General features: G+C 66.9%; 32 protein-coding genes and 1 tRNA gene. 24 read left to right on the top strand and 9 right to left on the bottom strand.

Features of this window, described 5'->3' with window-relative positions; translation table 11 throughout:
* Positions 1–52: 52 nt before the first annotated feature.
* The 4 genes from R0232_RS32830 to R0232_RS32815 all read left to right on the top strand — a co-directional run bounded on the left by R0232_RS32830 (position 53) and on the right by R0232_RS32815 (position 3,199).
* Entirely contained in the window at positions 53–1,018 is a 966-nt protein-coding gene (locus tag R0232_RS32830) for a LysR substrate-binding domain-containing protein (RefSeq protein ID WP_057593137.1), read from the top strand.
* A gap of 158 nt (positions 1,019–1,176) precedes the next feature.
* Positions 1,177–1,758, top strand: a complete 582-nt coding sequence (locus R0232_RS32825; RefSeq protein WP_057593138.1) for a Dps family protein — start codon at positions 1,177–1,179, stop codon at positions 1,756–1,758.
* Positions 1,755–2,654: a 4-hydroxybenzoate octaprenyltransferase gene (gene ubiA, locus R0232_RS32820; RefSeq protein WP_093351153.1), complete on the top strand. Its 900-nt coding sequence runs from the start codon at positions 1,755–1,757 to the stop codon at positions 2,652–2,654. The genes R0232_RS32825 and ubiA overlap by 4 nt, the downstream gene beginning before the upstream one ends.
* A gap of 29 nt (positions 2,655–2,683) precedes the next feature.
* Positions 2,684–3,199 (top strand): MaoC/PaaZ C-terminal domain-containing protein, encoded by a 516-nt coding sequence (locus R0232_RS32815; RefSeq protein WP_431510725.1) that lies wholly within the window; start codon positions 2,684–2,686, stop codon positions 3,197–3,199.
* Positions 3,200–3,205: 6 nt separating this feature from the next.
* Here the strand turns inward: R0232_RS32815 and proC are convergent, their stop codons facing one another.
* Positions 3,206–4,063 (bottom strand): pyrroline-5-carboxylate reductase, encoded by an 858-nt coding sequence (gene proC, locus R0232_RS32810; RefSeq protein WP_431510724.1) that lies wholly within the window; start codon positions 4,061–4,063, stop codon positions 3,206–3,208.
* Complete coding sequence (locus R0232_RS32805; protein WP_431510723.1) at positions 4,060–5,253, bottom strand: esterase-like activity of phytase family protein; 1,194 nt, start codon at positions 5,251–5,253, stop codon at positions 4,060–4,062. Before R0232_RS32805 ends, proC begins: the two co-directional genes overlap by 4 nt.
* Positions 5,254–5,478: 225 nt before the next feature.
* On the opposite strand from R0232_RS32805, the gene rplN reads away from it, so the two are divergent.
* From rplN to R0232_RS32715, 18 genes are all read left to right on the top strand, one after another.
* Entirely contained in the window at positions 5,479–5,847 is a 369-nt protein-coding gene (rplN, locus tag R0232_RS32800) for a 50S ribosomal protein L14 (RefSeq protein WP_093351140.1), read from the top strand.
* A 13-nt stretch (positions 5,848–5,860) separates the two neighbouring features.
* Positions 5,861–6,193: a 50S ribosomal protein L24 gene (rplX, locus tag R0232_RS32795; protein WP_057593144.1), complete on the top strand. Its 333-nt coding sequence runs from the start codon at positions 5,861–5,863 to the stop codon at positions 6,191–6,193.
* A gap of 11 nt (positions 6,194–6,204) precedes the next feature.
* The gene (gene rplE / locus R0232_RS32790; protein ID WP_093351137.1) at positions 6,205–6,744 is read left to right on the top strand and encodes a 50S ribosomal protein L5; all 540 of its coding nucleotides are present in this window, start codon (positions 6,205–6,207) and stop codon (positions 6,742–6,744) included.
* Between the two features lie 8 nt (positions 6,745–6,752).
* Positions 6,753–7,058 carry a 30S ribosomal protein S14 gene (gene rpsN / locus R0232_RS32785; RefSeq protein ID WP_057593146.1) on the top strand — a complete coding sequence of 102 codons (306 nt, stop codon included), beginning with the start codon at positions 6,753–6,755 and terminating at the stop codon, positions 7,056–7,058.
* Between the two features lie 20 nt (positions 7,059–7,078).
* Positions 7,079–7,474: a 30S ribosomal protein S8 gene (gene rpsH / locus R0232_RS32780; RefSeq protein ID WP_093351135.1), complete on the top strand. Its 396-nt coding sequence runs from the start codon at positions 7,079–7,081 to the stop codon at positions 7,472–7,474.
* A gap of 25 nt (positions 7,475–7,499) precedes the next feature.
* Positions 7,500–8,033: a 50S ribosomal protein L6 gene (rplF, locus tag R0232_RS32775; protein ID WP_093351132.1), complete on the top strand. Its 534-nt coding sequence runs from the start codon at positions 7,500–7,502 to the stop codon at positions 8,031–8,033.
* 14 nt (positions 8,034–8,047) lie between these two features.
* The gene (gene rplR / locus R0232_RS32770; RefSeq protein WP_057593190.1) at positions 8,048–8,413 is read left to right on the top strand and encodes a 50S ribosomal protein L18; all 366 of its coding nucleotides are present in this window, start codon (positions 8,048–8,050) and stop codon (positions 8,411–8,413) included.
* Between the two features lie 18 nt (positions 8,414–8,431).
* Positions 8,432–8,950, top strand: a complete 519-nt coding sequence (gene rpsE / locus R0232_RS32765) for a 30S ribosomal protein S5 (protein ID WP_093351130.1) — start codon at positions 8,432–8,434, stop codon at positions 8,948–8,950.
* A 35-nt stretch (positions 8,951–8,985) separates the two neighbouring features.
* The gene (gene rpmD, locus R0232_RS32760) at positions 8,986–9,171 is read left to right on the top strand and encodes a 50S ribosomal protein L30 (RefSeq protein WP_009124818.1); all 186 of its coding nucleotides are present in this window, start codon (positions 8,986–8,988) and stop codon (positions 9,169–9,171) included.
* Positions 9,172–9,182: 11 nt separating this feature from the next.
* Entirely contained in the window at positions 9,183–9,614 is a 432-nt protein-coding gene (rplO, locus tag R0232_RS32755) for a 50S ribosomal protein L15 (protein ID WP_093351127.1), read from the top strand.
* 32 nt (positions 9,615–9,646) lie between these two features.
* Positions 9,647–10,960 carry a preprotein translocase subunit SecY gene (gene secY, locus R0232_RS32750; RefSeq protein ID WP_057593152.1) on the top strand — a complete coding sequence of 438 codons (1,314 nt, stop codon included), beginning with the start codon at positions 9,647–9,649 and terminating at the stop codon, positions 10,958–10,960.
* A 49-nt stretch (positions 10,961–11,009) separates the two neighbouring features.
* The gene (gene rpmJ, locus R0232_RS32745) at positions 11,010–11,123 is read left to right on the top strand and encodes a 50S ribosomal protein L36 (RefSeq protein WP_038201958.1); all 114 of its coding nucleotides are present in this window, start codon (positions 11,010–11,012) and stop codon (positions 11,121–11,123) included.
* Between the two features lie 23 nt (positions 11,124–11,146).
* Positions 11,147–11,512, top strand: coding sequence for a 30S ribosomal protein S13 (gene rpsM / locus R0232_RS32740; RefSeq protein WP_013544105.1), 366 nt, complete (start codon positions 11,147–11,149; stop codon positions 11,510–11,512).
* A 13-nt stretch (positions 11,513–11,525) separates the two neighbouring features.
* The gene (gene rpsK / locus R0232_RS32735) at positions 11,526–11,930 is read left to right on the top strand and encodes a 30S ribosomal protein S11 (protein WP_009124825.1); all 405 of its coding nucleotides are present in this window, start codon (positions 11,526–11,528) and stop codon (positions 11,928–11,930) included.
* A 130-nt stretch (positions 11,931–12,060) separates the two neighbouring features.
* A complete protein-coding gene (gene rpsD, locus R0232_RS32730) occupies positions 12,061–12,684 on the top strand; it encodes a 30S ribosomal protein S4 (protein WP_057593153.1) in 624 nt (207 codons plus the stop codon).
* Between the two features lie 145 nt (positions 12,685–12,829).
* On the top strand, positions 12,830–13,819 hold the full coding sequence (locus R0232_RS32725; RefSeq protein WP_009124827.1) for a DNA-directed RNA polymerase subunit alpha: 990 nt from the start codon (positions 12,830–12,832) through the stop codon (positions 13,817–13,819).
* Between the two features lie 87 nt (positions 13,820–13,906).
* Positions 13,907–14,308, top strand: coding sequence for a 50S ribosomal protein L17 (gene rplQ, locus R0232_RS32720; protein WP_093351125.1), 402 nt, complete (start codon positions 13,907–13,909; stop codon positions 14,306–14,308).
* Between the two features lie 21 nt (positions 14,309–14,329).
* Positions 14,330–14,406 (top strand) — tRNA-Met (locus R0232_RS32715).
* Between the two features lie 148 nt (positions 14,407–14,554).
* Here the strand turns inward: R0232_RS32715 and R0232_RS32710 are convergent.
* Genes R0232_RS32710 through R0232_RS32685 form a run of 6 tightly spaced genes read right to left on the bottom strand, consistent with a single transcriptional unit; the run spans position 14,555 to position 21,486 of the window.
* Positions 14,555–14,953: a RidA family protein gene (locus R0232_RS32710; protein WP_093351655.1), complete on the bottom strand. Its 399-nt coding sequence runs from the start codon at positions 14,951–14,953 to the stop codon at positions 14,555–14,557.
* On the bottom strand, positions 14,947–16,599 hold the full coding sequence (locus R0232_RS32705; RefSeq protein ID WP_431510722.1) for an AMP-binding protein: 1,653 nt from the start codon (positions 16,597–16,599) through the stop codon (positions 14,947–14,949). Before R0232_RS32705 ends, R0232_RS32710 begins: the two co-directional genes overlap by 7 nt.
* A complete protein-coding gene (locus R0232_RS32700; protein ID WP_296780367.1) occupies positions 16,596–17,786 on the bottom strand; it encodes an acyl-CoA dehydrogenase family protein in 1,191 nt (396 codons plus the stop codon). Before R0232_RS32700 ends, R0232_RS32705 begins: the two co-directional genes overlap by 4 nt.
* A gap of 4 nt (positions 17,787–17,790) precedes the next feature.
* Entirely contained in the window at positions 17,791–18,645 is an 855-nt protein-coding gene (locus tag R0232_RS32695) for an enoyl-CoA hydratase family protein (RefSeq protein ID WP_057593158.1), read from the bottom strand.
* Positions 18,642–19,121, bottom strand: a complete 480-nt coding sequence (locus R0232_RS32690; protein ID WP_093351117.1) for a MarR family winged helix-turn-helix transcriptional regulator — start codon at positions 19,119–19,121, stop codon at positions 18,642–18,644. Before R0232_RS32690 ends, R0232_RS32695 begins: the two co-directional genes overlap by 4 nt.
* 16 nt (positions 19,122–19,137) lie before the next feature.
* Positions 19,138–21,486 carry a bifunctional salicylyl-CoA 5-hydroxylase/oxidoreductase gene (locus tag R0232_RS32685; RefSeq protein ID WP_431510721.1) on the bottom strand — a complete coding sequence of 783 codons (2,349 nt, stop codon included), beginning with the start codon at positions 21,484–21,486 and terminating at the stop codon, positions 19,138–19,140.
* A 187-nt stretch (positions 21,487–21,673) separates the two neighbouring features.
* On the opposite strand from R0232_RS32685, the gene R0232_RS32680 reads away from it, so the two are divergent.
* Both R0232_RS32680 and R0232_RS32675 read left to right on the top strand, forming a co-directional pair.
* Positions 21,674–22,945, top strand: coding sequence for an SAM-dependent methyltransferase (locus R0232_RS32680; RefSeq protein ID WP_296780377.1), 1,272 nt, complete (start codon positions 21,674–21,676; stop codon positions 22,943–22,945).
* Positions 22,946–22,958: 13 nt separating this feature from the next.
* A complete protein-coding gene (locus R0232_RS32675; RefSeq protein ID WP_057593162.1) occupies positions 22,959–23,282 on the top strand; it encodes a DUF1840 domain-containing protein in 324 nt (107 codons plus the stop codon).
* 90 nt (positions 23,283–23,372) lie between these two features.
* Here the strand turns inward: R0232_RS32675 and R0232_RS32670 are convergent, their stop codons facing one another.
* Positions 23,373–24,395, bottom strand: a complete 1,023-nt coding sequence (locus R0232_RS32670) for a Bug family tripartite tricarboxylate transporter substrate binding protein (protein ID WP_431510720.1) — start codon at positions 24,393–24,395, stop codon at positions 23,373–23,375.
* Positions 24,396–24,424 lie beyond the last annotated feature (29 nt).

The raw sequence follows: 24,424 nt of genomic DNA, 5'->3' as shown, positions 1-24,424 counted from the left end.
CGACCCCTGACCGCGAGCGGTCACGGTGCCTTGCGCATAATTGACGCAAGCTATGACCCTCACCGAACTCAAATACATCGTTGCCGTGGCCAGGGAGCGCCACTTCGGCAAGGCGGCCGAAGCCTGCTACGTGTCCCAGCCCACGCTCTCGGTGGCCATCAAGAAGCTCGAGGACGAACTCGAAGTCAAGCTCTTCGAGCGCAGCGCCGGCGAAGTCACGGTCACGCCGCTCGGCGAGCAGATCGTGCAGCAGGCCCAGAGCGTGCTCGACCAGGCGGCCAGCATCAAGGAGATCGCCAAGCGCGGCAAGGACCCGCTGGCCGGGCCGCTGAACCTCGGCGTGATCTACACCATCGGGCCCTACCTGCTGCCCGACCTCGTGCGCCAGGTGATCTCGCGCACGCCGCAGATGCCGCTGGTGCTGCAGGAGAACTTCACCGTCAAGCTGCTCGAGATGCTGCGCGCCGGCGAGATCGACTGCGCGATCATGGCCGAGCCCTTTCCCGACACCGGCCTCGCGATGGCGCCGCTGTACGACGAGCCCTTCGTGGCGGCGCTGCCGGTCAAGCACAAGTTCGCCGACCGCGAGTCGATCACCTCGGAAGAGCTGCAGAGCGAGACCATGCTGCTGCTGGGCACGGGCCACTGCTTTCGCGACCACGTGCTCGAGGTCTGCCCCGAGTTCGCGCGCTTCTCGAGCAATGCCGAGGGCATCCGCAAGAGCTTCGAGGGCTCGTCGCTCGAGACCATCAAGCACATGGTGGCCTCGGGCATGGGCGTGACGCTGGTGCCGCGACTGTCGGTGCCGGCCGAGGCGCTCAAGCCCAGGGGCAAGGGCCGCAAGGAATCGGAACAGATGGTGCGCTACCTGCCGGTACGCGATGCGCAGGACCGCGATCCGCCCACGCGCCGCGTGGTGCTCGCATGGCGGCGCACCTTCACGCGCTACGAGGCGATCGCGGCGCTGCGCAACGCGATCTATGCCTGCGAACTGCCGGGCGTGAAGCGGCTGTCCTGAGCCGTGGCGGCCGCGGGAGAGGGCGAATTCGCGACCTCGGCCTACGCCGTTGCAAGCCTGGAATATCGAACGCTGAGATAGAGTGACGCTGTTGCGAAGCCGCGCGTCGGCTTCGAGAATTCCGGTGTCATTCCCAACTTGAAGAAAGACCTTTTGCCATGGCCAAAGCTCCCAAGAAAACCAAGCCCTCTCCCGCCTCCTCCGCCGGCAAGGTGCCCAAGAAGGGCGGCGCGGTGGTCGCGCAGGAGTCCGGCAGCCGCAATGCGCCGATCATCAACATCGGCATCGAGCGCCAGGACCGCGCGGCCATCGCCGAAGGCCTGAGCCGCGTGCTCGCCGACACCTACACGCTCTACCTCACCACCCACAACTTCCACTGGAACGTGACGGGCCCGCACTTCAACTCGCTGCACGCGATGTTCATGGCGCAATACACCGAGCTGTGGAACTCGACCGACGTGATCGCCGAGCGCATCCGCGCACTGGGCCACTACGCGCCGGGCTCGTACGCCGAGTTCAGCAAGATCGCCACCGTGCCCGACGTGCCGCAGGACCCTCCCAAGGCGATGGAGATGGTGCGCATCCTCGTGAAGGGCCACGAGACCGTGTCGCGCATCGCGCGCGAATTCATCCCCGTGGCCGAGGAAGCCGGCGACGATCCGACGGCCGACATGCTGACCGCGCGCTGCACGGTGCACGACCAGACCGCCTGGATGCTGCGTTCGCTGCTCGAGGATTGACCACCCATCCCGCCCCTCACGGCCTCACGCCCGCGCCGCGCCGCGGGCGTTTTGCCGTGTACCTCGACCTGATCCGCTGGAACCGTCCCGCGGGCTGGCTGCTGCTGCTGTGGCCCAGCCTCGGCGCGCTCTGGTTCGCGGCCGACGGCTGGCCGGGCTGGCACCTGATCGCGGTGTTCGTGCTCGGCACGATCCTGATGCGCAGCGCGGGCTGCTGCGTCAACGACGTGGCCGACCGCGACTTCGACCGCCACGTGAAGCGCACCGCGCAGCGGCCCGTGACCAGCGGCGAGATCTCGGTGCGCGAGGCGCTGCTGTTCGGCGCGGTGCTCGCGCTGGTGGCCTTCGGCCTGGTGCTCACGACCAACCGGGTCACGGTGTACTGGTCGTTCGCCGCGCTCGCGGTCACGCTGGTCTATCCCTATGCGAAGCGCTTCGTGTCGATCCCGCAGGCGGTGCTCGGCATCGCGTTCAGCTTCGGCATTCCGATGGCCTTCGCGGCCGTGCAGGCGACCGTGCCGGCCTTCGCGTGGTGGCTGCTGGCGGGCAACCTGTTCTGGGTGCTGGCCTACGACACCGAGTACGCGATGGTCGACCGCGACGACGACCTCAAGATCGGCATGAAGACCTCGGCCATCACCTTCGGCCGCTACGACGTGGCGGCGGTGATGGCGAGCTATGCGGTCTTCCTCGCGGTGTGGACCTGGGCCGGCGCGAGCCGCGGGCTCGGCGCCGTGTTCTACCTCGCGATCGCGATCGCGGCGGGGCAGGCGGCCTGGCACTGGCGGCTGATCCGCGAGCGCACGCGCGAAGGCTGCTTCCAGGCCTTCCGGCTCAACCACTGGCTGGGCTTCGCGGTCTTCGCCGGCGTGGTGGCCGGCTACGGCTTGCGCTGATCCACGGCCCGGCCCGGAGGCGAGACCGCATGCAGCCCACGCCCGACGCCGAGGCCACGCTGGCGCAACTGCGCGGCCGGATCGGGCAGGAGGCCCATTCGGAATGGCATCGCATCACGCAGGGCATGGTGGCGCGCTATGCCGAGCTCTCGGGCGACGGCGAGGGCGAGTGGATCCATCTCGATCCGGAGCGCGCCGCGCGCGAGGCCGGCTACGGCGGCGCCATCGTTCAGGGCTTCTTCCAGGTCTCGCACCTGATCAAGCTCAGCGGCGAGGCGATGCGCAGCCTGCTGCCCTTCGACACCAACCATGCGCTGAACTACGGCTTCGACCGCCTGCGCTTCGTGCGGCCGATGCCGGTGGGCGCGCGCTTCCGGGCGCGCGTGCGCATCGCGGAGGTCACGCCCAAGCCCGGCGACAGCTTCCTGCTGAAGGAAGCGCTGCAGCTCGAGCTGGAGGACGGCACCGTCACGCTGGCGGCCGACTGGCTGTTCTTCCTCGGCCCGCGCGCGCTGGCGGGCACCTTCGACGCGCCGCCGGCCTGAGGGCCCTCAACCGCGGCCGAATTCCTCGCCGAGCTCGGCCGCGCGCTTCTGCGCCGCGCGGATCGCGGTCTTGAACTGTCCCTTGACGTCGGCCTGCTGCAGCGCGCTGATCGCCGCATAGGTGGTGCCGCCCTTGGAGGTCACGCGCTCGCGCAGCACCGCGGGCGGCTCGTGCGCGCTGTCGGCCAGCGCCGAGGCGCCGGTGAAGGTGCCGATCGCCAGGCGCTGCGCCTGGTCGGGCGTGAGGCCCATCTCGATGCCGGCCTCGGTCATGGCCTCGATGAAATAGAACACGTAGGCCGGGCCCGAGCCCGACATCGCGGTCACCGCGTCGAGCGCGGGTTCTTCGTCGACCCAGATCAGCTCGCCGGTGGGCGTCAGCAACTGGCCGACCAGCGCGCGGTCGGCGCCGTCGGCGCCGGCACGCGCGAACAGGCCCGTCATGCCCTGGCCGACCAGCGCCGGCGTGTTCGGCATGGCCCGCACCACGCGCTCGGTACCGAGCCAGCGGGCGATGCTGTCGGACGGGATGCCCGCGGCCACGCTCAGGTGCAGGGCGTTTTCGGCGAAGGGGCGCACCGGGCGCGTGGCCTCGGCGAAGGTCTGGGGCTTGACCGCCCAGACCACCACCGCGCAGCGCGACAGCGCCGCGCCGGCCTCCGGCTGGGCCGCGATGCCGAAGGTGTTGGCCAGCCTGGCGCGCGCCTCCTCGAAGGGCTCGACCACCTCGAAGGAGGTGGCGGGCGTGCCTTGCTGGATCAGCCCGCCGATGATGGCGCTGGCCATGTTGCCGCCGCCGATGAAGGCGATGGGCGGCAGCGGCGCGGGGGCGTTGCGGGGCAGGAAGGTGGCGGCGATGGTCATGGTCGGTCGAGGAATTCGAAGGCGGCGAACTGCGTGATCTGCAGCGGGTTGAAATTGTCGTCGCTGACGATCATCAGCGTCCGCCCGCCACCGGGCAGCGGCGGGCCCCAGCACATGCCCTCGCTGTTGTCGAGGCGCGAGAGGCCGTTGTCGGCCCCGAGCCGGGAGAAATCGGCGACCAGGGTCTTGGCGACCGGCCGGTGGTTGCCAGGGGCCAGCGCCTCCAGGCCCAGCACGTCGCTGCCGCCGCGGGTGTCTATTTCATAGAGGCGCAGCGAATTCCCGGTGCCCGCGGCGTAGGCGCGCTCGAGCACCAGCATGCGGTGCGCGTCGATCATCAGCACCTCGCTCACGCCGTTGTCGGCATAGGTGCCCGGCAGCAGCGGACGCAGGGGGATGGCGTCGGGCACATAGGCGAGCTGGCCGGTCGCCCGGCCGCTGGCCAGGTCGATGCGCGTGAAGCGGCAGGGGCCGCCGGCGGCGTCGACCGTGGGCACGGGGCCGTCCTGGATCAGCGCGTTCTCCATCGCCAGCCAGGCCGTGCGGCCATCGGGCACCAGCGCGAGGCCCTCGAAGGCGAGGTTGTCGCGCGGGCCGCGGCGCTGGGCCGTGTCGGCCTGGAACAGGGCGGGCAGCGCGAATTCGCGCAGGAAACGGCCGTCGCGCGCCGATTCGTAGAGCGCGGGGCCGAAGCCGCGCGCGAGGTCGCCCTCGCTGCTCCACAGCAGGGTGCCGGTGTCGGGGCGCAGGCGCAGCGATTCGGGGTCGGGCACCGGCAGGCCGGCGATGGCCTGCCGGCGCGAAGGCCAGGGGCCGCCGCCCGGGCGTTGCAGTTCGACGACACCGGTGGCTTCGGGCGCCGCGCTCCAGGGCGCGGGCCAGCGCGCCATATAGAAGCGCACGGGCGCCAGGTCCGACCGGTCGTCGCTCAGGAGCAGGTACTCACCTGCGCGGGCGTCGAAGTCGATGCCCGAGAGCCCGCCCGCCGGCGTGCCGCCGATGGAGAGCCGGTGCGGCCAGCGCGCTTCCGCGAGGCGGCGCAGCCGGACGGGCGCCGGGGCTTCGGGCGCGGCCGCCGGGGCGCCGCAGCCGGCGACGCCCAGCGCCAGGGCGCCGGCCGCCCCCGCGAGGCCACCCAGCACGAGGCGGCGGGTGGTCGAGAACGAGGGGGTGGGGGCAGGAGGGCGCACGGGGCCAGAGTCTAGTGTCTTGGCGGGCGGCGCAAAGAAGGCAGTTGACATCGAAGCAGGCGGGTGCCACAATCGCGGGCTTCGCTTCAAAAAGGCGAAGATTTCAGCCCAAACGGGAAGCGCTTCGAGTGGTTCGAGGCGCGGACGGCGGGCCCAAGACTGACCGATGCGAGACACGCGAATCCCTCCGGGCCGCGCATTGGTACAAGTTGGGAATATCAAGAAATGATCCAAACTGAATCCCGGCTCGAAGTGGCCGACAACACAGGCGCGAAGTCCGTCCTGTGTATCAAGGTGCTCGGTGGCTCCAAGCGGCGTTATGCCAGCGTGGGCGACGTCATCAAGGTCAGCATCAAGGAAGCCGCTCCGCGTGGTCGCGTCAAGAAGGGCGAGATCTACAGCGCAGTGGTCGTGCGCACCGCCAAGGGCATCCGTCGCAGCGACGGCTCGCTCGTCAAGTTCGACGGCAATGCCGCCGTGCTGCTCAACGCCAAGCTGGAGCCGATCGGCACCCGCATCTTCGGACCGGTGACGCGCGAACTGCGCACCGAGAAGTTCATGAAGATCGTGTCGCTGGCACCCGAAGTTCTCTAAGGACAACAACGCCATGAACAAGATTCGCAAAGGCGACCAGGTCATCGTGTTGGCCGGCCGCGACAAGGGCAAGCGCGGCGTCGTGACGCTGCGCAAGGACGACTCGCACGTGCTCGTCGAAGGCATCAACCTCGTCAAGAAGCACACCAAGCCGAACCCGCTCAAGGGCACGACCGGTGGCATCGTCGAGAAGGCCATGCCGATTCACCAATCCAACGTGGCGATCTTCAATGCCGCGACCGGCAAGGCCGATCGCGTGGGCATCAAGGTGAGCCAGGATGCCGAAGGCAAGCGCGTCGCAGTGCGTGTCTTCAAGTCCAGCGGCGAAGAAATCAAGATCGCCTAAGAGGTACTCAGATGGCACGTCTCCAACAACACTATCGCGAAAAGATCGCCAAGGACCTGACCGAGAAGTTCGGTTATGTCTCGCCGATGCAGGTCCCGCGCCTCACCAAGATCACGCTCAACATGGGCGTGGGTGAAGCTGTCGCCGACAAGAAGGTCCTCGATAACGCCGTCGCCGACCTGACCAAGATCGCCGGCCAGAAGCCCGTGGTCACCAAGTCGAAGAAGGCCATCGCCGGTTTCAAGATCCGCGAGAACCAACCCATCGGCTGCATGGTCACGCTGCGCGGCGTCCAGATGTACGAATTTCTGGACCGCTTCGTGACGGTGGCTCTGCCCCGCGTTCGCGACTTCCGCGGTATCTCGGGTCGTGCCTTCGACGGTCGCGGCAACTACAACATCGGTGTGAAAGAGCAGATCATTTTCCCCGAGATCGAGTACGACAAGGTCGACGCCCTGCGTGGTCTGAACATCAGCATCACGACGACGGCCAAGACCGATGAAGAAGCCAAGGCGCTGCTCGCCGGCTTCCGTTTCCCGTTCAAGAACTGAGGTGATTCGTGGCTAAAGCATCTTTGATCCAGCGCGAACTCAAGCGCGACAAGCTGGTTGCCAAGTTCGCCGCCAAGCACGCCGAACTGAAGGCCGCCTCGAACGACCTCAAGAAGACCGAAGAAGAGCGCGCAGCCGCCCGCCTGGCACTGCAAAAGCTCCCGCGCAACGCGAACCCCACGCGTCAACGCAACCGTTGCGAAATCACCGGTCGTCCGCGCGGCACCTTCCGTCAATTCGGTCTGGCCCGCGCCAAGATCCGCGAACTGGCCTTCAACGGTGACATCCCCGGTGTCATCAAGGCCAGCTGGTAAGCCAGGCAGGAGCAAACAACATGAGCATGAGTGATCCCATTGCCGACCTGCTGACGCGTATCCGCAACGCGCAGATGGTGGCGAAGCCCACTGTGTCGGTCCCGTCTTCCAAGGTGAAGATCGCGATCGCGCAGGTCCTGAAGGACGAGGGCTACATCGACGGCTTCCAGGTCAAGACCGAAGCCGGCAAGAGCGAACTCGAAATTTCGCTGAAGTACTACGCTGGTCGCCCGGTCATCGAGCGCATCGAGCGCGTGAGCCGCCCCGGCCTGCGCGTCTACAAGTCCAGCACTGCCATTCCGCAAGTCCAGAACGGCCTCGGCGTTGCGATCGTCACGACCCCCCAGGGCGTGATGACCGACCGCAAGGCACGCGCCTCCGGTGTCGGTGGCGAAGTGCTGTGCTACGTCGCCTGACCGAGACATCGAGGAGAACACTGAAATGTCCCGAGTAGGAAAATCGCCGGTCGCCATCCCCCAAGGCGTGGATGTGTCGATCAAGGAAGACCAGATCAGCGTCAAGGGCACGGGCGGTTCGCTCAGCCTCGCGCGCAACGCACTGGTCAACGTCGTCAGCAAGGACGGCAAGCTGAGCTTCGAGCCGGCCAACGATTCGCGTGAAGCCAACGCGATGAGCGGCACGATTCGTCAGCTCGTGAACAACATGGTGGTCGGCGTGACCAAGGGCTTCGAGAAGAAGCTCAACCTGGTTGGCGTGGGCTACAAGGCCGCCGCCCAGGGTTCCAAGTTGAACCTGCAAGTCGGTTACTCGCACCCGGTCAACATCGACATGCCGCAAGGCATCACGGTGGCCACCGCGACTCCGACCGAAATCGTGATCAAGGGTGCCGACCGCCAGCGTGTCGGCCAAGTGGCCGCTGAGATCCGTGCCGTTCGTCCGCCCGAGCCCTACAAGGGCAAGGGTATCCGTTATGCGGACGAGAAGATCGTGATCAAAGAGACCAAGAAGAAGTAAGGGGCAGCAAAATGATGTTGACCAAAAAAGCACAGCGTCTCCGCCGTTCGCGCCAGACCCGCATCCGCATCGCGACGCAGGGTGTGGCTCGCCTCACGGTGAACCGTACCAACCTGCACATCTACGCGACCGTCATCTCCGGCGACGGCTCGAAGGTGCTGGCCACGGCCTCCACCGCCGAAGCCGAAGTGCGCACCGCGCTCGGCGGCTCGGGCAAGGGCGGCAACACCGCTGCAGCCACCGCCATCGGCAAGCGCATCGCCGAAAAGGCGAAGGCCGCCGGCGTCGAGAAGGTTGCCTTCGACCGCGCAGGTTTTGCGTACCACGGCCGCGTCAAGGCGCTGGCCGATGCCGCCCGCGAAGCCGGCCTGCAGTTCTAACCGGACACGAGATTCAAAATGGCAAAGATTCAGGCAAGAACGCAGAACGAAGGCCCCGAGGACGGTCTTCGCGAGAAGATGATCGCGATCAACCGCGTCACCAAGGTGGTGAAGGGTGGTCGTATCCTCGGTTTCGCAGCACTCACCGTGGTCGGTGACGGCGATGGCCGCGTCGGCATGGGCAAGGGCAAGTCGAAGGAAGTGCCCGCTGCCGTGCAGAAGGCGATGGAAGAAGCCCGTCGCAATCTGTTCAAGGCTCCGATCAAGAACGGCACGCTGCACCACCAGGTGCAGGGCCACCACGGCGCCTCCACGGTCGTGATGTACCCGGCCCCCAAGGGTACCGGCATCATCGCCGGCGGCCCGATGCGCGCCGTGTTCGAAGTCTTGGGCATCACCGACATCGTGGCCAAGAGCCATGGTTCGTCGAATCCCTACAACATGGTTCGCGCCACGCTCGACGGGTTGAAGAATTCGACGACCGCGTCCGCAGTGGCTGCCAAGCGCGGCCTGACCGTCGAAGAAATCTTCGCCTGAGCGCGAGCTCTTGCAAGGCTGAAGGAAGCATTCAAATGACGACGCAACAACAAACCCTGAAGGTGCAATTGGTCAAGAGCCCGATCGGCACCAAGGAATCGCACCGTGCCACCGTTCGTGGCCTGGGCCTGCGCAAGCTCAACAGCGTGAGCGAACTGCAGGACACCCCCGCGGTGCGCGGCATGATCAACAAGATCAGTTATCTGGTCAAAGTTCTGTAAGAGAGACTGATATGGAACTCAATGGCATCAAGCCGGCGGATGGCGCCAAGCACGCCAAGCGCCGCGTTGGCCGCGGTATCGGCTCCGGCATCGGCAAGACCGCGGGTCGCGGTCACAAGGGCCAGAAGTCGCGCGCAGGCGGTTTCCACAAGGTCGGCTTCGAAGGCGGTCAAATGCCGCTGCAGCGTCGCCTGCCGAAGCGTGGCTTCAAGTCGCAGACGCTCAAGTTCAACGCCGAAGTCACGCTGGCTGCTCTCGAGCAGCTCGGCCTGGCCGAAGTCGATGTGCTCGCCCTGAAGCAAGCCGGCCTCGTGGGCCAGCTCGCCAAGGTGGTGAAGATCATCAAGACCGGCGAACTCACCAAGGCCGTCAAGCTGACGGGCGTCGGTGCCACCGCTGGTGCCAAGGCCGCGATCGAAGCGGCGGGCGGCAGCGTCGCCTGATCGACAGACCTTCGGACTGAAAGAAGCTCCTCGTGGCAACTAACGCGGCAACGATCGCAAAGACGGGCAAGTTCGGTGACCTGCGTCGCCGGCTGGTCTTCTTGCTGCTCGCGCTCGTGGTCTACCGGATCGGCGCGCACATTCCCGTGCCCGGCATCAACCCCGACCAGCTCGCGGCGTTGTTCCAGGGGCAGCAGGGCGGCATCCTGAGCCTGTTCAACATGTTCTCGGGTGGCGCGCTGTCGCGTTTCACGGTGTTTGCGCTGGGGATCATGCCGTACATCTCGGCGTCGATCATCATGCAGCTGATGACCTACGTGCTTCCGAGCTTCGAGCAATTGAAGAAGGAAGGCGAGGCCGGTCGCCGCAAGATCACGCAGTACACCCGTTACGGTGCACTGGGTCTGGCGCTGTTCCAGTCGTTCAGCATCGCAGTGGCGCTCGAGTCGTCGGCTGGCCTGGTGATCTCGCCCGGCTTCGGCTTCCGGATCACCGCCATGGTGAGCCTGACGGCAGGTTCGATGTTCCTGATGTGGCTCGGCGAGCAGATCACCGAACGCGGCCTGGGCAACGGCATCTCGATCCTGATCTTCGCGGGTATCGCCGCCGGTCTGCCGAACGCCATCGGCGGTCTGCTGGAGCTGGTTCGTACCGGCGCCATGAACGTGATCATCGCGCTGTTCATCGTCGCGGTGGTGGTGCTGGTCACCTACTTCGTGGTGTTCGTCGAACGCGGCCAACGCAAGATCCTCGTGAACTATGCGCGGCGCCAGGTCGGCAACAAGGTGTATGGCGGTCAGTCGTCGCACCTGCCGCTGAAGCTGAACATGGCCGGTGTGATTCCGCCGATCTTCGCGTCCTCGATCATTCTGCTGCCGGCAACGGTGGTGGGCTGGTTCAGCACCGGCGAAGGCGGGTTCCGCTGGATCAAGGATGTGGCCAGCGCGCTGCGCCCGGGCGAGCCGATCTACGTGCTGCTGTATGCCGCCGCGATCGTGTTCTTCTGCTTCTTCTATACGGCCCTCGTGTTCAACAGCCGCGAGACCGCCGACAACCTGAAGAAGAGCGGTGCGTTCATTCCGGGCATCCGCCCGGGTGACCAGACGGCGCGCTACATCGACAAGATTCTGGTTCGCCTGACGTTGGCCGGCGCGGTGTACATCACCTTCGTCTGCCTGCTGCCCGAGTTCCTGATCCTGAAATACAACGTTCCGTTCTATTTCGGCGGTACCTCCCTGTTGATCATCGTGGTCGTCACGATGGACTTCATGGCCCAGGTCCAAAACTACATGATGTCCCAGCAGTACGAGTCGCTGCTGAAGAAGGCCAATTTCAAGACTTCGTAAGGCACAGGGCACTGGCCCGCCGGGTTGAACAGAGTTTTAGGAGAATGAAATGAGAGTTTCGGCTTCGGTCAAAACCATCTGCCGTAATTGCAAGATCATCCGCCGCAAGGGTGTGGTGCGCGTGATCTGTACCGACCCGCGCCACAAGCAGCGCCAGGGTTGATCAAAGAGTATTAGAGGACGCACATGGCACGTATTGCTGGCATCAACATTCCGCCGCACAAGCACGCTGAGATCGGCCTGACCGCCATCTTCGGTATCGGTCGCACCCGCGCCCGTCAAATCTGCGAAGCGAGCGGCATCGAATATTCGAAGAAGATCAAGGATCTGACGGACGCCGATCTCGAAAAGATCCGCGACCAGATCGCCTTGTTCACGATCGAAGGCGACCTGCGCCGCGAGACGACGATGAACATCAAGCGCTTGATGGACATCGGCTGCTACCGCGGCTTCCGTCATCGTCGCGGCCTGCCGATGCGCGGCCAGCGCACGCGCACCAATGCCCGCACCCGCAAGGGTCCGCGCAAGGCTGCGCAGTCCCTGAAGAAGTAAGGATTGAAACAGCATGGCTAAAGCTCCTGCCAACAACGCCGCACAGCGCGTTCGCAAGAAGGTTCGCAAGAACGTTGCGGACGGCATCGCTCACGTGCACGCCTCGTTCAACAACACCATCATCACGATCACCGATCGCCAGGGCAACGCCCTGTCGTGGGCTTCGTCGGGTGGCCAGGGCTTCAAGGGCTCGCGCAAGTCGACCCCGTTCGCCGCGCAGGTCGCTTCCGAAGTGGCCGGCCGTGCTGCTGTCGAACAAGGCATCAAGAACCTCGACGTCGAGATCAAGGGCCCCGGCCCCGGTCGCGAATCGTCGGTGCGCGCACTGGCTGCGCTCGGCATCCGGATCAATTCCATTGCCGACGTGACGCCCGTTCCGCACAACGGCTGCCGTCCCCAGAAGCGTCGTCGCATCTGAGCGTCAGCCCCCTCAGGCGCAGCCGTTTCAAAGCGGCTGCGCATTTGTTTTTTAACTAAGCCCACCGCCATCGGCACTCTGTTGTCGATGGCTCCCGCAGGCGACTGCGGCAGCAAACAAAGGAAAAGACGTGGCACGCTACCTCGGCCCCAAGGCCAAACTTTCCCGCCGCGAAGGCACCGACCTGTTCCTGAAGAGCGCCCGCCGCTCGATCCAGGACAAGGCCAAGTTCGACTCCAAGCCCGGCCAGCACGGCCGTACCTCGGGTCAGCGCACCTCGGACTACGGTCTGCAGCTGCGTGAGAAGCAGAAGGTCAAGCGCATGTACGGCGTGCTCGAGAAGCAGTTCCGCCGCTACTTCGAAGAAGCCGATCGTCGCCGTGGCAACACCGGCGCCAACCTGCTGTTCCTGCTCGAGTCGCGCCTGGACAACGTCGTCTACCGCATGGGCTTCGGCTCGACCCGCGCCGAAGCGCGCCAGCTCGTGTCGCACAAGGCGATCACGGTGAACGGCCAGTCGGTCAACATCCCGTCGTACCTGGTGAAGACCGGCGACGTGATCGCCGTGCGCGAGAAGTCGAAGAAGCAGAACCGCGTCGTCGAAGCACTGCAACTCGCCCAGCAAGTCGGTATCCCCGGCTGGGTCGACGTCAACGCCGACAAGGCCGAAGGCACCTTCAAGAAGGTCCCGGACCGCGACGAGTTCGCTGCGGACATCAACGAATCGCTGATCGTCGAACTGTATTCGCGTTGATTTCCACTCCCGCACCGCGCAAGCGGCGGCGGGAGTCCTGTTTTTGTTGTTCACGTTCCTGGTTCGTGCCGCACTCGCGCTGCGGGCCAGGCGCTTCACCAGCCTTACCGGTGTAACGAGCCGGGGGTATTGAGAGGAAGTCTGCATGCAAACCACCCTGCTGAAACCCAAGACCATCCAGGTCGAGCAACTCGCGGCCAACAAGGCCAAGGTGACGCTCGAGCCTTTCGAGCGCGGCTACGGCCACACGCTCGGCAACGCGCTGCGTCGCGTGCTGCTGTCGTCCATGGTCGGTTATTCGGCCACCGAAGTCACGATCGCCGGCGTTCTGCACGAGTACTCGTCGATCGATGGCGTGCAGGAAGACGTCGTCAACATCCTGCTGAACCTCAAGGGCGTGGTGTTCAAGCTCCACAACCGCGATGAAGTCACGCTGAGCCTGCGCAAGGACGGCGAAGGCCCGGTCCTGGCCTCGGACATCCAGACCCCGCACGACGTCGAGATCATCAATCCCGACCACGTGATCGCTCACCTGTCGCAAGGCGGCAAGCTCGACATGCAGATCAAGGTCGAGAAGGGCCGCGGCTACGTGCCCGGCACGATGCGCCGCTATGCCGACGAGCCGACCAAGTCGATCGGCCGCATCGTTCTCGATGCTTCGTTCTCGCCCGTGAAGCGCGTGAGCTATACCGTCGAAAGCGCCCGCGTCGAGCAGCGCACCGACCTCGACAAGCTGCTGGTCGAAATCGAGACCAACGGCGCGATCACCGCCGAAGACGCCGTGCGCGCCTCGGCCAAGATCCTGGTCGAGCAGCTCGCCGTGTTCGCGCAGCTCGAAGGCGGCGAACTGGCCGCGTTCGATGCACCGGCACCGCGCAGCGCACAGCAGTTCGACCCGATCCTGCTGCGCCCGGTCGACGAGCTCGAGCTCACCGTGCGTTCGGCCAACTGCCTGAAGGCCGAAAACATCTACTACATCGGCGACCTGATCCAGCGTACCGAGAACGAGCTGCTCAAGACCCCGAACCTGGGTCGCAAGTCGCTCAACGAAATCAAGGAAGTGCTCGCCTCGCGCGGCCTGACCCTGGGTATGAAGCTCGAAAGCTGGCCGCCGGCCGGCCTCGACAAGCGTTGATTTTTTTAACGGCCCTCTGAAAAGGGCCAGTGCACCGGGCAGTACCTGACACGGCTGCCCGTTCTTCAAAAAGCAAAGGAAAGCACCATGCGTCACGGACACGGACTCCGCAAACTCAACCGCACCAGCTCGCACCGCCTCGCGATGCTGCAGAACATGATGAACTCGCTCATCGAGCACGAAGTCATCAAGACCACGGTCCCCAAGGCCAAGGAACTGCGCCGCGTCATCGAGCCAATGATCACGCTCGCCAAGAAGCCCACCGTCGCCAACAAGCGCCTGGCCTTCGACCGCCTGCGCAGCCGCGACTCCGTCGTGAAGCTGTTCGGCGAACTGGGCCCGCGCTTCGCCGCGCGTCCCGGTGGCTACACCCGCATCCTGAAGATGGGTTTCCGCGTGGGCGACAACGCGCCGATGGCGCTGGTCGAACTCGTCGATCGCCCTGAAGTGAGCGAAGTTTCTGCGGCCGACCAGAACGCCGCCGAATAAGTGCTATAATTTATCTCTTGCCGCGCGATGGAGCAGCCTGGTAGCTCGTTGGGCTCATAACCCAAAGGTCGCAAGTTCAAATCTTGCTCGCGCAACCAAATTGATAAGGGTCTTTCGGAAACGAAAGACCCTTTTTCTTTTCCTGCTCAGGATTCGCAAGCGCGTTGCAACAACGCGAAGCACGCGTCCAAAAGAAAAGCCCTCGCAAGAGGGCTTTGTCGTTGCTGGAGGCGCCTGCCTCTGCCTTCAGTCCGGCACGACCGCCGTGACCTCGATCTCGATCTTCGCGCGCGGCTCCACCAGCGCCGCGACCTGCACGCAGGTCATGGCCGGGAAGTTGCGGCCCATCGCATCGCGGTACACCGGGCCGAGCTCGGCGAGCCGGCGGCTGTACTCGTCGCGGTCGACCACGTACCAGGTCATGCGCACCATGTGCTCGGGACCGGCACCGGCCTCGCGCAGCACCTCGACGATGTTGCGCAGCGCCAGGCCGCACTGGTCGATGAAGTCGTCCGACTCGAACTGCTGCTGGGCATTCCAGCCGATCTGTCCGCCGACGAACACCATGGTGCCGCGCGCCGCGACGCCATTCGCATAGCCCTTGGGGGGCAACCAGCCCGGAGGCTGCAAGAGTTTGATCATGATGTGGTGGACCTGTTGTCTTCGGTTTGTCTCAGTTTGAAGCGTTGCAGCTTGCCGGTTTCGGTGCGTGGCAGCACGGACACGAACTCGATCTCGCGCGGGTACTTGAACGGCGCGATCGTGGCCTTCACGTGGTCCTGCAGCGCCTTCACGAGGCCGGCATCGCCGGTCTGTCCGGGCTTGAGCACGCAGAAGGCCTTGACGATCATGCCGCGGTCGGCATCGGGCTTGCCGATCACGCCGCATTCGGCCACGGCCGGATGCTTGAGCAGCGCGTCCTCGACCTCGGGGCCGCCGACGTTGTAGCCGGCGGTGATGATCATGTCGTCGGCGCGCGCCTGGTAGAAGAAATAGCCGTCGTCGTCCTGGACGAAGGAATCGCCCGGATAGTTCCAGCCGTTCTTCACGTAGTCGGCCTGGCGCGCGTCGTCGAGATAGCGGCAGCCCACCGGGCCCTGCAGCGCCAGCTTGCCGACCGTGCCGCGCGGCACCTCGTTGCCCTCGGCATCGACCACCTTGGCGATGAAGCCCGGCACGGCCTTGCCGACGGCGCCGCGGCGCACCTCGTCGCCCGCGGCCGAGATGTAGATGTGGAACACTTCGGTGCCGCCGATGCCGTCGAGCATCTCGAGGCCGGTGGCCTCCTTCCAGAGCTGGCGCGTGGCATCGGGCAGGGCCTCGCCCGCGCTCACGCTGATGCGCAGCGTGGGCGCGCCGTGCTGCTTCACGAACGGCGCCATCTGGCGGTAGAAGGTCGGGGCGGTGTAGCAGATGGTCGCGCCGACCTCGTTGATCAGCTTCACCAGGCCTTCGGGCGTGAAGGGCGCGTCGGGGAAGTAGATCGAGGCGCCCGCGTACATCGGAAACACCAGCAGCCCGCCGAGCCCGAAGGTGAAGGCCAGCGGCGGCGAGCCCACCACCACGTCGTCGGGCCGCGCCTGCAGCACGTGGCGCGGCCAGGTCTCGCACATGGCGAGCACGTCGCGGTGCGTGGTCACGGGCGCCTTCGGCTTGCCCGTGGTGCCCGAGGTGAAGGCCAGCAGCGCGATGTCGTCGGCCGCCGTGGGGCAGGCCTCGAAGATGCCGCTCTTGGCGGCCGCGCGCGCCGACAGCGAATCGGGCGCATCGGGCTGGTTGAAGGCGATGATGTCGGCGAGCACCGGGTGCGCCTGCTGCGCGGCCACCAGCTCGTCGAGCAGCCGGCCGTCGCACAGCGCGGCCACCGGCTGCGACTTCTCGATGATGTCGCCGAGCTCCTTGGCGCGCAGCAGCGGCATGGTCGCGACGGCGATCAGTCCGGCCTTCACCACCGCGAGCCAGGCCAGCGCCATGGCCACCGAGTTGCCGCCGCGCAGCAGCACGCGGTTGCCGGGCACCAGGCCCAGGTCCTCGGTCAGCACCTGCGCGATGCGGTTGACCTGGATGGCGGCCTGCGAATAGCTGAGCGTGCCTTGCGGCGAGCGCAGCAGCGGCCGGTCGCCGAAGCCCTTGGCGGGCGCCTTGTCGAGCAGCTCCTCGACCAGGTTGAGCTGGTCGGGCAGTTGCAGTTCGGGCCGGTCGTAGCGGAAGACCGGCAGCTGCGCCGCCGGCGGCAGCCGGTCGTGCACGAAGCGGTCGACTTGGGCGGATGGAGCGGTCACGGTGTTCATCCCCGCAGTACGGATTTGCCGATGATCAGTTGCTGCACTTCCGTCGCGCCCTCGTAGATGCGCAGCGAACGGATGTCGCGGTAGAGGGCCTCGATCTTGGTGCCGACCTTGACGCCGAGGCCGCCATGCATCTGCAGCGCCATGTCGATGACGCGGCTGGCGTTCTCGGTCGCGGCCATCTTGGCCATCGCGGCCGCGGCCGACACGTCGCCCACCGGCGCGCCGCCGCGCTGCTCGGCCTCGTCGCGCATCCAGGCCGCGCGGTAGGTCAGCAGCGCCGCGCCGTCGATCAGCGCCGCCATCTCGCCGAGCTTGGCCTGCGTGAGCTGGAAGTCGGCCAGCGTCTGGCCGAACATGCGGCGGTTCTTCGCATGCGAGATCGCCTCGGCCAGCGCGCGCCGGCCCATGCCGAGCGCGGCACCGGCCACCGAGGCGCGGAAGATGTCGAGCGTGCGCATCGCGAGCTTGAAGCCGCCGTTCAGTTCGCCGAGCTGGGCGCCGCGCGGCACCACGCAGTCGTCGAAACGCAGGGTGGCCAGCGGATGCGGCGCCATCACGTCGATGTGCTCGGAGGTGTCGAGGCCGGGCGTGGTCGCATCGACGATGAACACCGTGATGCCGCGCGTGCCGCCCGCGGGATCGGTCTTGGCGAACACGCAGTAGAAGTCGGCGATGCCGCCGTTGCTGATCCAGGTCTTGCTGCCGTTCAGGCGCCAGCCGTCGGCCGTGGGTTCGGCGCGCATGGCCATGGCGGCCACGTCGGAGCCGGCCTCGGGCTCGCTCAGCGCGAAGGCCGCGATCTTCTCGCCCTTGCCGACCGCGCCGAGGTAGCGCGACTGCTGCTCGGGCGTGCCCGCGAGCGTGATCGCGCCGCTGCCCAGGCCCTGCATCGCGAACGCGAAGTCGGCCAGCGGCGAGTGGTAGCCGAGGGTTTCGCGCAGCAGCACCAGCGCGCGCGAATCGAGGCGTTCGAGCGCGCCGCCGGCGCTGCCGGGCACCGCGTAGCGCAGCCAGCCGCCGTCGCCGAGGCGGCGCACCCATTCGCGGCAGGCCGCGCGGTCGTCGCGTTCGTCGACCTCCTGCGCGGCGCACCAGGGCAGCAGGTCGCTCGCGAGGGCGCGGTGCGCCTCGTCGAAGAAGGGCAGCGCCAGGTGCGCGGTGGAAGGAGGAGCCGGGATCTTCGCCATGGCCTCAGTCCCCGCCGAACACCGGCTTGCGCTTGGCCGCGAAGGCCTCGTAGGCGCGGCGGAAGTCCTCGGTCTGCATGCAGATCGCCTGCGCCTGCGCCTCGGCCTCGATCGCCTGGTCGATGGTCATCGACCATTCCTGCGCCAGCATGGTCTTGGTCATGCCGTGCGCGAAGCTCGGGCCCTCGGCCAGCTCGCGCGCCATCTTGGTCGCGGCCTCGAGCAGCGCGTCGCTCTCGTGCAGCGCGTTGAAGAAGCCCCAGGCATGGCCTTCCTGCGCGGTCATCGCGCGGCCCGTGAACAGCAGCTCGGAAGCGCGGCCCTGGCCGATCACGCGCGGCAGCAGCGCGCAGGCGCCCATGTCCGCGCCGGCCAGGCCGACGCGCGTGAACAGGAAGGCGGTGCGCGTGGCGGGCGAGCCGTAGCGCAGATCGCAGGCCAGCGCGATCATCGCGCCGGCGCCGGCGCACACGCCGTCGATCGCGCCGACGATCGGCTGTGGGCAGGCGCGGATCGCCTTCACCAGGTCGCCCGTCATGCGCGTGAACTCGAGCAGCTCGGGCATGCGCATGCCGGTCAGCGGGCCGATGATCTCGTGCACGTCGCCGCCCGAGCAGAAGTTGCCGCCCGCGCCCGTGACCACGATCACCTTCACGTCGCTCGCGTAGTTGAGCGCGCGGAACAGGTCGCGCAGCTCGGCGTACGAGTCGAATGTCAGCGGGTTCTTGCGCTCGGGACGGTTCAGCGTGATGGTGCCCACGCCGTTGTCGTAGTGCCAGGCGAAGTGCTTCGCGGCATAGGCCGCCTTCGCTTCGAATTGCGCGTGCATGGGATTTCCCGCACCGATGTAATGCTTCATTCGGCCTCCGCCAGTGTCTGGCTCTGTGAGTGTTGCTTGACCTTGCCGAGCAGCTTGTGGAGCTGCGCGATCTCCTTGCCCGTGAGGCCAGCGAAGGCCCCGACGATCCAGTCCTCGTGCTGCTGCGCCATCTCGTGGAACAGCTTGCGGCCGCGCGGCGTGAGCCGCACGCGCCAGGCGCGGCGATCGCCCTCGACGTCGACGCGCTCGACCAGGCCCTCGGTCACGAGCTGGTCGGTGATGCCGGTCACGTTGCCGCCGGTCACCATCATCCGGCGCGACAGCTCGTTCATCTTCAGCCCCTCGGGCGAGCGCTCGAGCTGCGACATCAGGTCGAAGCGCGGCAGCGTGGTGGTGAACTGCGCGCGCAGCCCGTTGCGCACTTCCTTCTCGATCAGCTGCGTGCAGGTCAGAAGGCGCAGCCACAGCCGCAGCGCTTCGGGATGCTCGGCGTGGGCGCGGGCTTCGAGGTCCATGGGGTGCTGCCGGCGATCAGTGCGTTTCTTCGCTCTGTGCCGCGGCCATCGCGGCGGTGGCGGCGGCCGCCATCTGCTGCTGCTTGGCGATCTCGCGGTACATCTGGTCGCGCCCGCTCAGGTACTGCTTTGGCCACTCGACGGCGCGGCTCTGCAGCTTGGCGGCCTCGTGCAGCGTCCAGGCCGGGTCGGCCAGGTGCGGCCGCGCGATCGCGCAGAGGTCGGCGCGGCCGGCCGCGATGATGCTGTTGGCCTGGTCGGCCTCGGTGATCGCGCCCACGGCGATGGTCGAGATGCCGACCTCGTTGCGGATGCGGTCGGCGAACGGCGTCTGGTACATGCGGCCGTAGACCGGCTTGGCGGCGCGCGTGGTCTGGCCCGAGGAGACGTCGATGAAGTCGGCGCCCGCGTCCTTGAAGAAGCGCGCGATCGCCACCGCGTCGGCATCGGTGTTGCCGCCCGGTGCCCAGTCGTGGGCCGAGATGCGCACGCTCATCGGCTTGTCCGCCGGCCAGGCGGCGCGCATCGCGCGGAACACCTCGAGCGGATAGCGGCAGCGGTTCTCGAGGCTGCCGCCGTACTCGTCCTCGCGCAGGTTGGTCAGCGGGCTGATGAAGGCCGACAGCAGGTAGCCGTGCGCGCAGTGCAGCTCGAGCCAGTCGAAGCCGGCCTCGGCCGCGCGGCGCGTCGATGCCACGAACTGCTCGCGCAGCGTGTCCATCTCGGCGCGCGTGATCGCGGCCGGCAGCTGGTTCTGCTCGCCGTAGGGCAGCGCGCTGGCGGCCAGCAGCGGCCAGTTGCCGCTGGGCAGCGGCTCGTCGGTGCCTTCCCAGCCCACCTGCGTCGAGCCCTTGGGGCCGCTGTGGCCGAGCTGCATCGCGATCTTCGCGCTCGACTGCGTGTGCACGAAATCGACGATGCGCTTGAACGCGGCCTGCTGCTCGTCGTTGTAGAGGCCGGTGCAGCCGGGCGTGATGCGGCCTTCGGGCGTGGGGCTGGTCATCTCGACGAACACCATCGCCGCGCCGCCGAGCGCGCGCGCGCCCAGGTGCACCAGCAGGAAGTCCTGCGGCACGCCGTCGACCGCGCTGTAGGTCGCCATCGGCGACACCAGGATGCGGTTCTTGAGCTCGAGGCCGCGCACCTTGAGCGGCATCAGCATCGGCGCGACGGCCTTGCCGCCGGCCAGCCACTGCTCGTAGCCGCCGAGCCACTTCGTGTCGCGCAGCCGCAGGTTCTCGTGGCTGATGCGCTGCGAGCGCGTGAGCAGCGAATAGGCGAACTGCTCGATCTCCATGCCGGTGTAGCGCGGCACGTTCTCGAACCATTCGGTGGAGTTGCGCGCGGCGTTCTGGATCTTGAGCACCTCGACGCTGCGGCGCGCCTCGTACTGCTCGAGCACCTGGTCGGTGCTGCCGCCGGCCGCGAATTCGTTGGCCAGGTCGATCGCGTCTTCGAGCGCGAGCTTGGTGCCCGAGCCGATCGAGAAGTGCGCCGTGTGCGCGGCGTCGCCCATCAGCACCACGGGCACCGAGCGGCCGCCGACATCGACGCGGTGCGTCCAGTGCTCGCACACCACGCGCGGGAAGCGGATCCAGTTGGCCGAGCCGCGCAGGTGCGTGGCGTTGCTGATCAGCGTGTGGCCGCCGAGGTACTTCGCGAACAGCTTCTCGCAGAAGGCGATCGCCTCGGGCTGCTCCATCCTGTCGAGGCCGTGGGCCTGCCACACGGCCTCGGGCGTCTCGACGATGAAGGTCGAGGTGTCCTTGTCGAACTGGTAGGCGTGGGCCTGGAACCAGCCATGCTCGGTCTGTTCGAAGGCGAAGGTGAAGGCGTCGAAGGTCTGGTGCGTGCCGAGCCAGACGAAGCGGCACTGGCGCAGGTCGATGTCGGGCTGGAACACGTCGGCATAGCGCTGGCGGATGCGGCTGTTGAGGCCGTCGCTCGCGATCACCAGGTCGGCCTCGTACTTCGCGGCCAGCGCCTGGTCGTCGGTCACGTCGGTCTCGAACACCAGCTCGACGCCGAGCGCGAGACAGCGCTCCTGCAGGATGTTGAGCAGCCGTTTGCGGCCGATGCCGCAGAAGCCGTGGCCGCCCGAGCGCACCTGGCGGCCCTTGAAGAAGACCTGGATGTCGTCCCAGTGGTGGAAGTCGTCGCCGATCAGCGCGGCGGACTCGGCGTCGGCCGCGCGCAGGTTCGCGAGCGTCTGGTCGCTGAGCACCACGCCCCAGCCGAAGGTGTCGAAGGGCCGGTTGCGCTCCACCACCGTGATCTGCAGGGCCGGGTTGCGCGCCTTCATCAGCAGCGCGAAGTACAGGCCGGCGGGCCCGCCGCCGATGCACAGGATGCGTTGGAGGTCCATGGACGGGGCGTGGGCGATGCTGTTCATGGTTGAATAGTTTAGACATAAACAATCTGGTGTCAAACGGATTTTCCCGAAGCACATCGGGCCCGCCGGCGCTGGCGCCGGCCGGCGTCCCCGCGATGCGATCCGGGCCGCCCGATGCAACCGCATGCAAGAAGCTCGAAAAATCAATACCATGCGGCCCATGCAAAGCTTGATACCCAAGATCGAGTCGCAGCTGGCTTCGCTTCCCGTGCCCGTGGCACTGCAATTGCCCGATGGGCGACGGGTGGCGGCAGCCGGTTCGCGTGTCACGCTGGCTTTCTCGGAATGGTCCGCCCTGGCCAAGCTCGCAGGCCGACAGGTAGGCGCGATCGGCGAGGCCTACGTCGAGGGCAAGGTGCAGATCGAGGGCGCGATGCGCGACCTGATCGACGCCACCGTCGGGCTGCTGCCCGGCAACCCGGCCGAGACCGACACCGGATGGTGGAGCCGCCTGCAGCACCTGGCCAAGTCGCGCGGCTCGCACTCGCTGCGCAAGGACGCCGCCCAGATCGAGTTCCACTACGACGTCTCCGACGACTTCTACGCGCTGTGGCTCGACCCGCGCCGGGTCTACTCGTGCGCCTACTACGCAACGCCCGACCTCACGCTGGCGCAGGCGCAGGAAGCCAAGCTCGACCACATCTGCCGCAAGCTGATGCTCAAGCCCGGCGAGCGCTACCTCGACGTCGGCTCGGGCTGGGGCGGCCTGCTGCTGTGGGCGGCCGAGCACTACGGCGTCGACGCCACCGGCATCACGCTGTCGCGCAACCAGCATGCGCACGTGCAGCGCCTGATCGAGGAGAAGGGCCTCACGGGCCGCGTGCGCGTCGAGCTGCGCGACTACCGCGAGCTGTCGGCCGAGCGGCCGTTCGACAAGATCTCCTCGGTGGGCATGTTCGAGCACGTGGGCGCGGCCAACATGCCGACCTACTTCGCCAAGATCCATTCATTGCTGGCACCCGGCGGCCTGCTGATGAACCACGGCATCACCTCGGGCCAGCTCAACTACCGCCAACTCGGCAACGGCATGGGCGACTTCATCGAGAAGTACATCTTCCCGGGCGGCGAGCTGCTGCACGTCACGCACGTGCTGCGCGAGACCGCGGCCGCCGGCCTGGAGATCGTCGACGTCGAGAGCCTGCGGCCGCACTACGCGCGCACGCTGTGGGCCTGGTCCGACGCGCTCGAGGCGCAGCTCGAGACCGCGCGCGCCGTGCTGCGCAACGGCGGCAGCGAGCGCCAGCACGCCAACGCCGAGCGCATCCTGCGCGCCTACCGGCTCTACCTCGCGGGCTCGGCCATGAGCTTCGAGCAGGGCTGGATCGGCCTGTACCAGATGGTCTCGACCAAGCCCGACGGCAAGGTCGATCACGGCACTTTGCGCGGTGCGCAATCGGTGTACCCTTTCACGCGTGATCATCTCTACAAGTGAAAGGGACACCCCCATGCTCTATCGTTTCCAGTCCAGGGCCTCGTCGGATTTCGTGATGCTCGAGACGCACGCGCGCCAGTTGTTCGACATCGTCGGCAAGTCGCCTTCCGCGCAAGGAATCATCACGGTCGAGCAGATTCCCGGGGCGATCTCGGCCATCGAGGCCGCGCTCGCACGCGAGAAGAGCAACACCCACAACCATGACGAATTCGCGGTCGAGGACCACACCCACGACGCCGAAAAACAGCATGTGGCGCTGCATCAGCGCGCCACGCCGCTGCTGCACATGCTCAAGGAATCGCTGGCCGAAAACAAGGACGTGACCTGGACCACCTGAGTCCGGGTCGGACAACCGGCCGCGCGGCGGCCGGTGTCCGGCGCCAGTCCGCGACGGACGGGCGCTGAATCTTCACTCGGCGGGACTCCCTCAGTCCACCTTCGCGCCCGAATCCTTCACCACCTTCGCCCACTTCACGTGCTCGCTCGCGATGAGCTTCGTGAAGTCGGCCGGCGTGTTGCCGCTCGGGATCGCGCCCTGCGCCAGCATCTTCTCCTTGATCGCCGCCGTGCCGAGCGACTTGGCGACTTCCTGCTGGATGCGGTTGACGATCTCGGGCGAGGTGCCCGCCGGCGCCAGCAGCCCGAACCACGAGCTGGCCTCGAAGCCCTTGAGCGTCGGGCCGCCGGCCTCTTCCACCGTCGGCACGTCGGGCAGCGCGGGCGAGCGCTGCGCGCTGGTCACGGCCAGTGCCGTGAGCTTGCCGGCCTTGATCTGCGCCATCGACGAGGGCAGGTTGTCGAACATCACGTCGGCGTTGCCGGCCACCATGTCGAGCAGGGCCGGGCCCGAGCCCTTGTAGGGGATGTGGGCCATGAAGGTGCCCGTCATGCTCTTGAACAGCTCGCCCGCGAGATGGATCGAGGTGCCGCTGCCGCTCGAGGCCATGTTGAACTTGCCGGGGTTGGCCTTGCTGTACTTGATGAAGTCCTGCACGTTGTGGATGCCGAGCGTCTTGGCCTTCTCGGCGTTCATCTCCATCACGTTCGGCACGGCGGCCACCATGGTGATCGGCGCGAAGTCCTTGATCGGGTCGAAGGGCAGCTTCGGATAGAGCGCGCGGTTGATGCCGTGCGTGCCCACCGTGCCCATCAGCAGCGTGTAGCCGTCGTTCGGCGCGCGCGCGACGATCTCCGCGCCCAGGTTGCCGCCCGCGCCCGCGCGGTTGTCGACGATGAACTGCTGGCCGAAGGCCTTGGAGAGCTCGGGCGCGATCGCGCGCGCGAGGATGTCGGTGGTGCCGCCCGCGGCGAAGGGCACGACGATGCGCACCGGCTTGGTGGGCCAGGTGCCTTGCGCCCACGAGGGGGCGGCGAGCAGCGTCGCGGCGGCGGCGACCGAGGCGGCGAGCAGCGCACGCCGGAACGGGAAGTGAAAGTGAGAAGAAGTCATGCGCGCCTTTGTACAGGCGCGTGCCGTGC

The organism is Variovorax sp. DAIF25 (assembly GCF_050711835.1).
Taxonomy (GTDB): Bacteria; Pseudomonadota; Gammaproteobacteria; order Burkholderiales; family Burkholderiaceae_C; genus Variovorax.
Note: the sequence above shows the minus strand (reverse complement) of the source record. Positions and strands in the feature narration are given on the sequence as shown.

Bases quoted from the DNA above. Each gene is read 5' to 3' on its own strand.
- R0232_RS32830 (WP_057593137.1), top strand. From the start codon at position 53: ATGACCCTCACCGAACTCAAATACATCGTTGCCGTGGCCAGGGAGCGC.
- R0232_RS32825 (WP_057593138.1), top strand. From the start codon at position 1,177: ATGGCCAAAGCTCCCAAGAAAACCAAGCCCTCTCCCGCCTCCTCCGCC.
- R0232_RS32815 (WP_431510725.1), top strand. From the start codon at position 2,684: ATGCAGCCCACGCCCGACGCCGAGGCCACGCTGGCGCAACTGCGCGGC.
- proC (WP_431510724.1), bottom strand. From the start codon at position 4,063: ATGACCATCGCCGCCACCTTCCTGCCCCGCAACGCCCCCGCGCCGCTG.
- rplN (WP_093351140.1), top strand. From the start codon at position 5,479: ATGATCCAAACTGAATCCCGGCTCGAAGTGGCCGACAACACAGGCGCG.
- rplX (WP_057593144.1), top strand. From the start codon at position 5,861: ATGAACAAGATTCGCAAAGGCGACCAGGTCATCGTGTTGGCCGGCCGC.
- rplE (WP_093351137.1), top strand. From the start codon at position 6,205: ATGGCACGTCTCCAACAACACTATCGCGAAAAGATCGCCAAGGACCTG.
- rpsH (WP_093351135.1), top strand. From the start codon at position 7,079: ATGAGCATGAGTGATCCCATTGCCGACCTGCTGACGCGTATCCGCAAC.
- rplF (WP_093351132.1), top strand. From the start codon at position 7,500: ATGTCCCGAGTAGGAAAATCGCCGGTCGCCATCCCCCAAGGCGTGGAT.
- rplR (WP_057593190.1), top strand. From the start codon at position 8,048: ATGTTGACCAAAAAAGCACAGCGTCTCCGCCGTTCGCGCCAGACCCGC.
- rpsE (WP_093351130.1), top strand. From the start codon at position 8,432: ATGGCAAAGATTCAGGCAAGAACGCAGAACGAAGGCCCCGAGGACGGT.
- rpmD (WP_009124818.1), top strand. From the start codon at position 8,986: ATGACGACGCAACAACAAACCCTGAAGGTGCAATTGGTCAAGAGCCCG.
- rplO (WP_093351127.1), top strand. From the start codon at position 9,183: ATGGAACTCAATGGCATCAAGCCGGCGGATGGCGCCAAGCACGCCAAG.
- rpmJ (WP_038201958.1), top strand. From the start codon at position 11,010: ATGAGAGTTTCGGCTTCGGTCAAAACCATCTGCCGTAATTGCAAGATC.
- rpsM (WP_013544105.1), top strand. From the start codon at position 11,147: ATGGCACGTATTGCTGGCATCAACATTCCGCCGCACAAGCACGCTGAG.
- rpsK (WP_009124825.1), top strand. From the start codon at position 11,526: ATGGCTAAAGCTCCTGCCAACAACGCCGCACAGCGCGTTCGCAAGAAG.
- R0232_RS32725 (WP_009124827.1), top strand. From the start codon at position 12,830: ATGCAAACCACCCTGCTGAAACCCAAGACCATCCAGGTCGAGCAACTC.
- rplQ (WP_093351125.1), top strand. From the start codon at position 13,907: ATGCGTCACGGACACGGACTCCGCAAACTCAACCGCACCAGCTCGCAC.
- R0232_RS32705 (WP_431510722.1), bottom strand. From the start codon at position 16,599: ATGAACACCGTGACCGCTCCATCCGCCCAAGTCGACCGCTTCGTGCAC.
- R0232_RS32700 (WP_296780367.1), bottom strand. From the start codon at position 17,786: ATGGCGAAGATCCCGGCTCCTCCTTCCACCGCGCACCTGGCGCTGCCC.
- R0232_RS32695 (WP_057593158.1), bottom strand. From the start codon at position 18,645: ATGAAGCATTACATCGGTGCGGGAAATCCCATGCACGCGCAATTCGAA.
- R0232_RS32690 (WP_093351117.1), bottom strand. From the start codon at position 19,121: ATGGACCTCGAAGCCCGCGCCCACGCCGAGCATCCCGAAGCGCTGCGG.
- R0232_RS32685 (WP_431510721.1), bottom strand. From the start codon at position 21,486: ATGGACCTCCAACGCATCCTGTGCATCGGCGGCGGGCCCGCCGGCCTG.
- R0232_RS32680 (WP_296780377.1), top strand. From the start codon at position 21,674: ATGCAAAGCTTGATACCCAAGATCGAGTCGCAGCTGGCTTCGCTTCCC.
- R0232_RS32675 (WP_057593162.1), top strand. From the start codon at position 22,959: ATGCTCTATCGTTTCCAGTCCAGGGCCTCGTCGGATTTCGTGATGCTC.
- R0232_RS32670 (WP_431510720.1), bottom strand. From the start codon at position 24,395: ATGACTTCTTCTCACTTTCACTTCCCGTTCCGGCGTGCGCTGCTCGCC.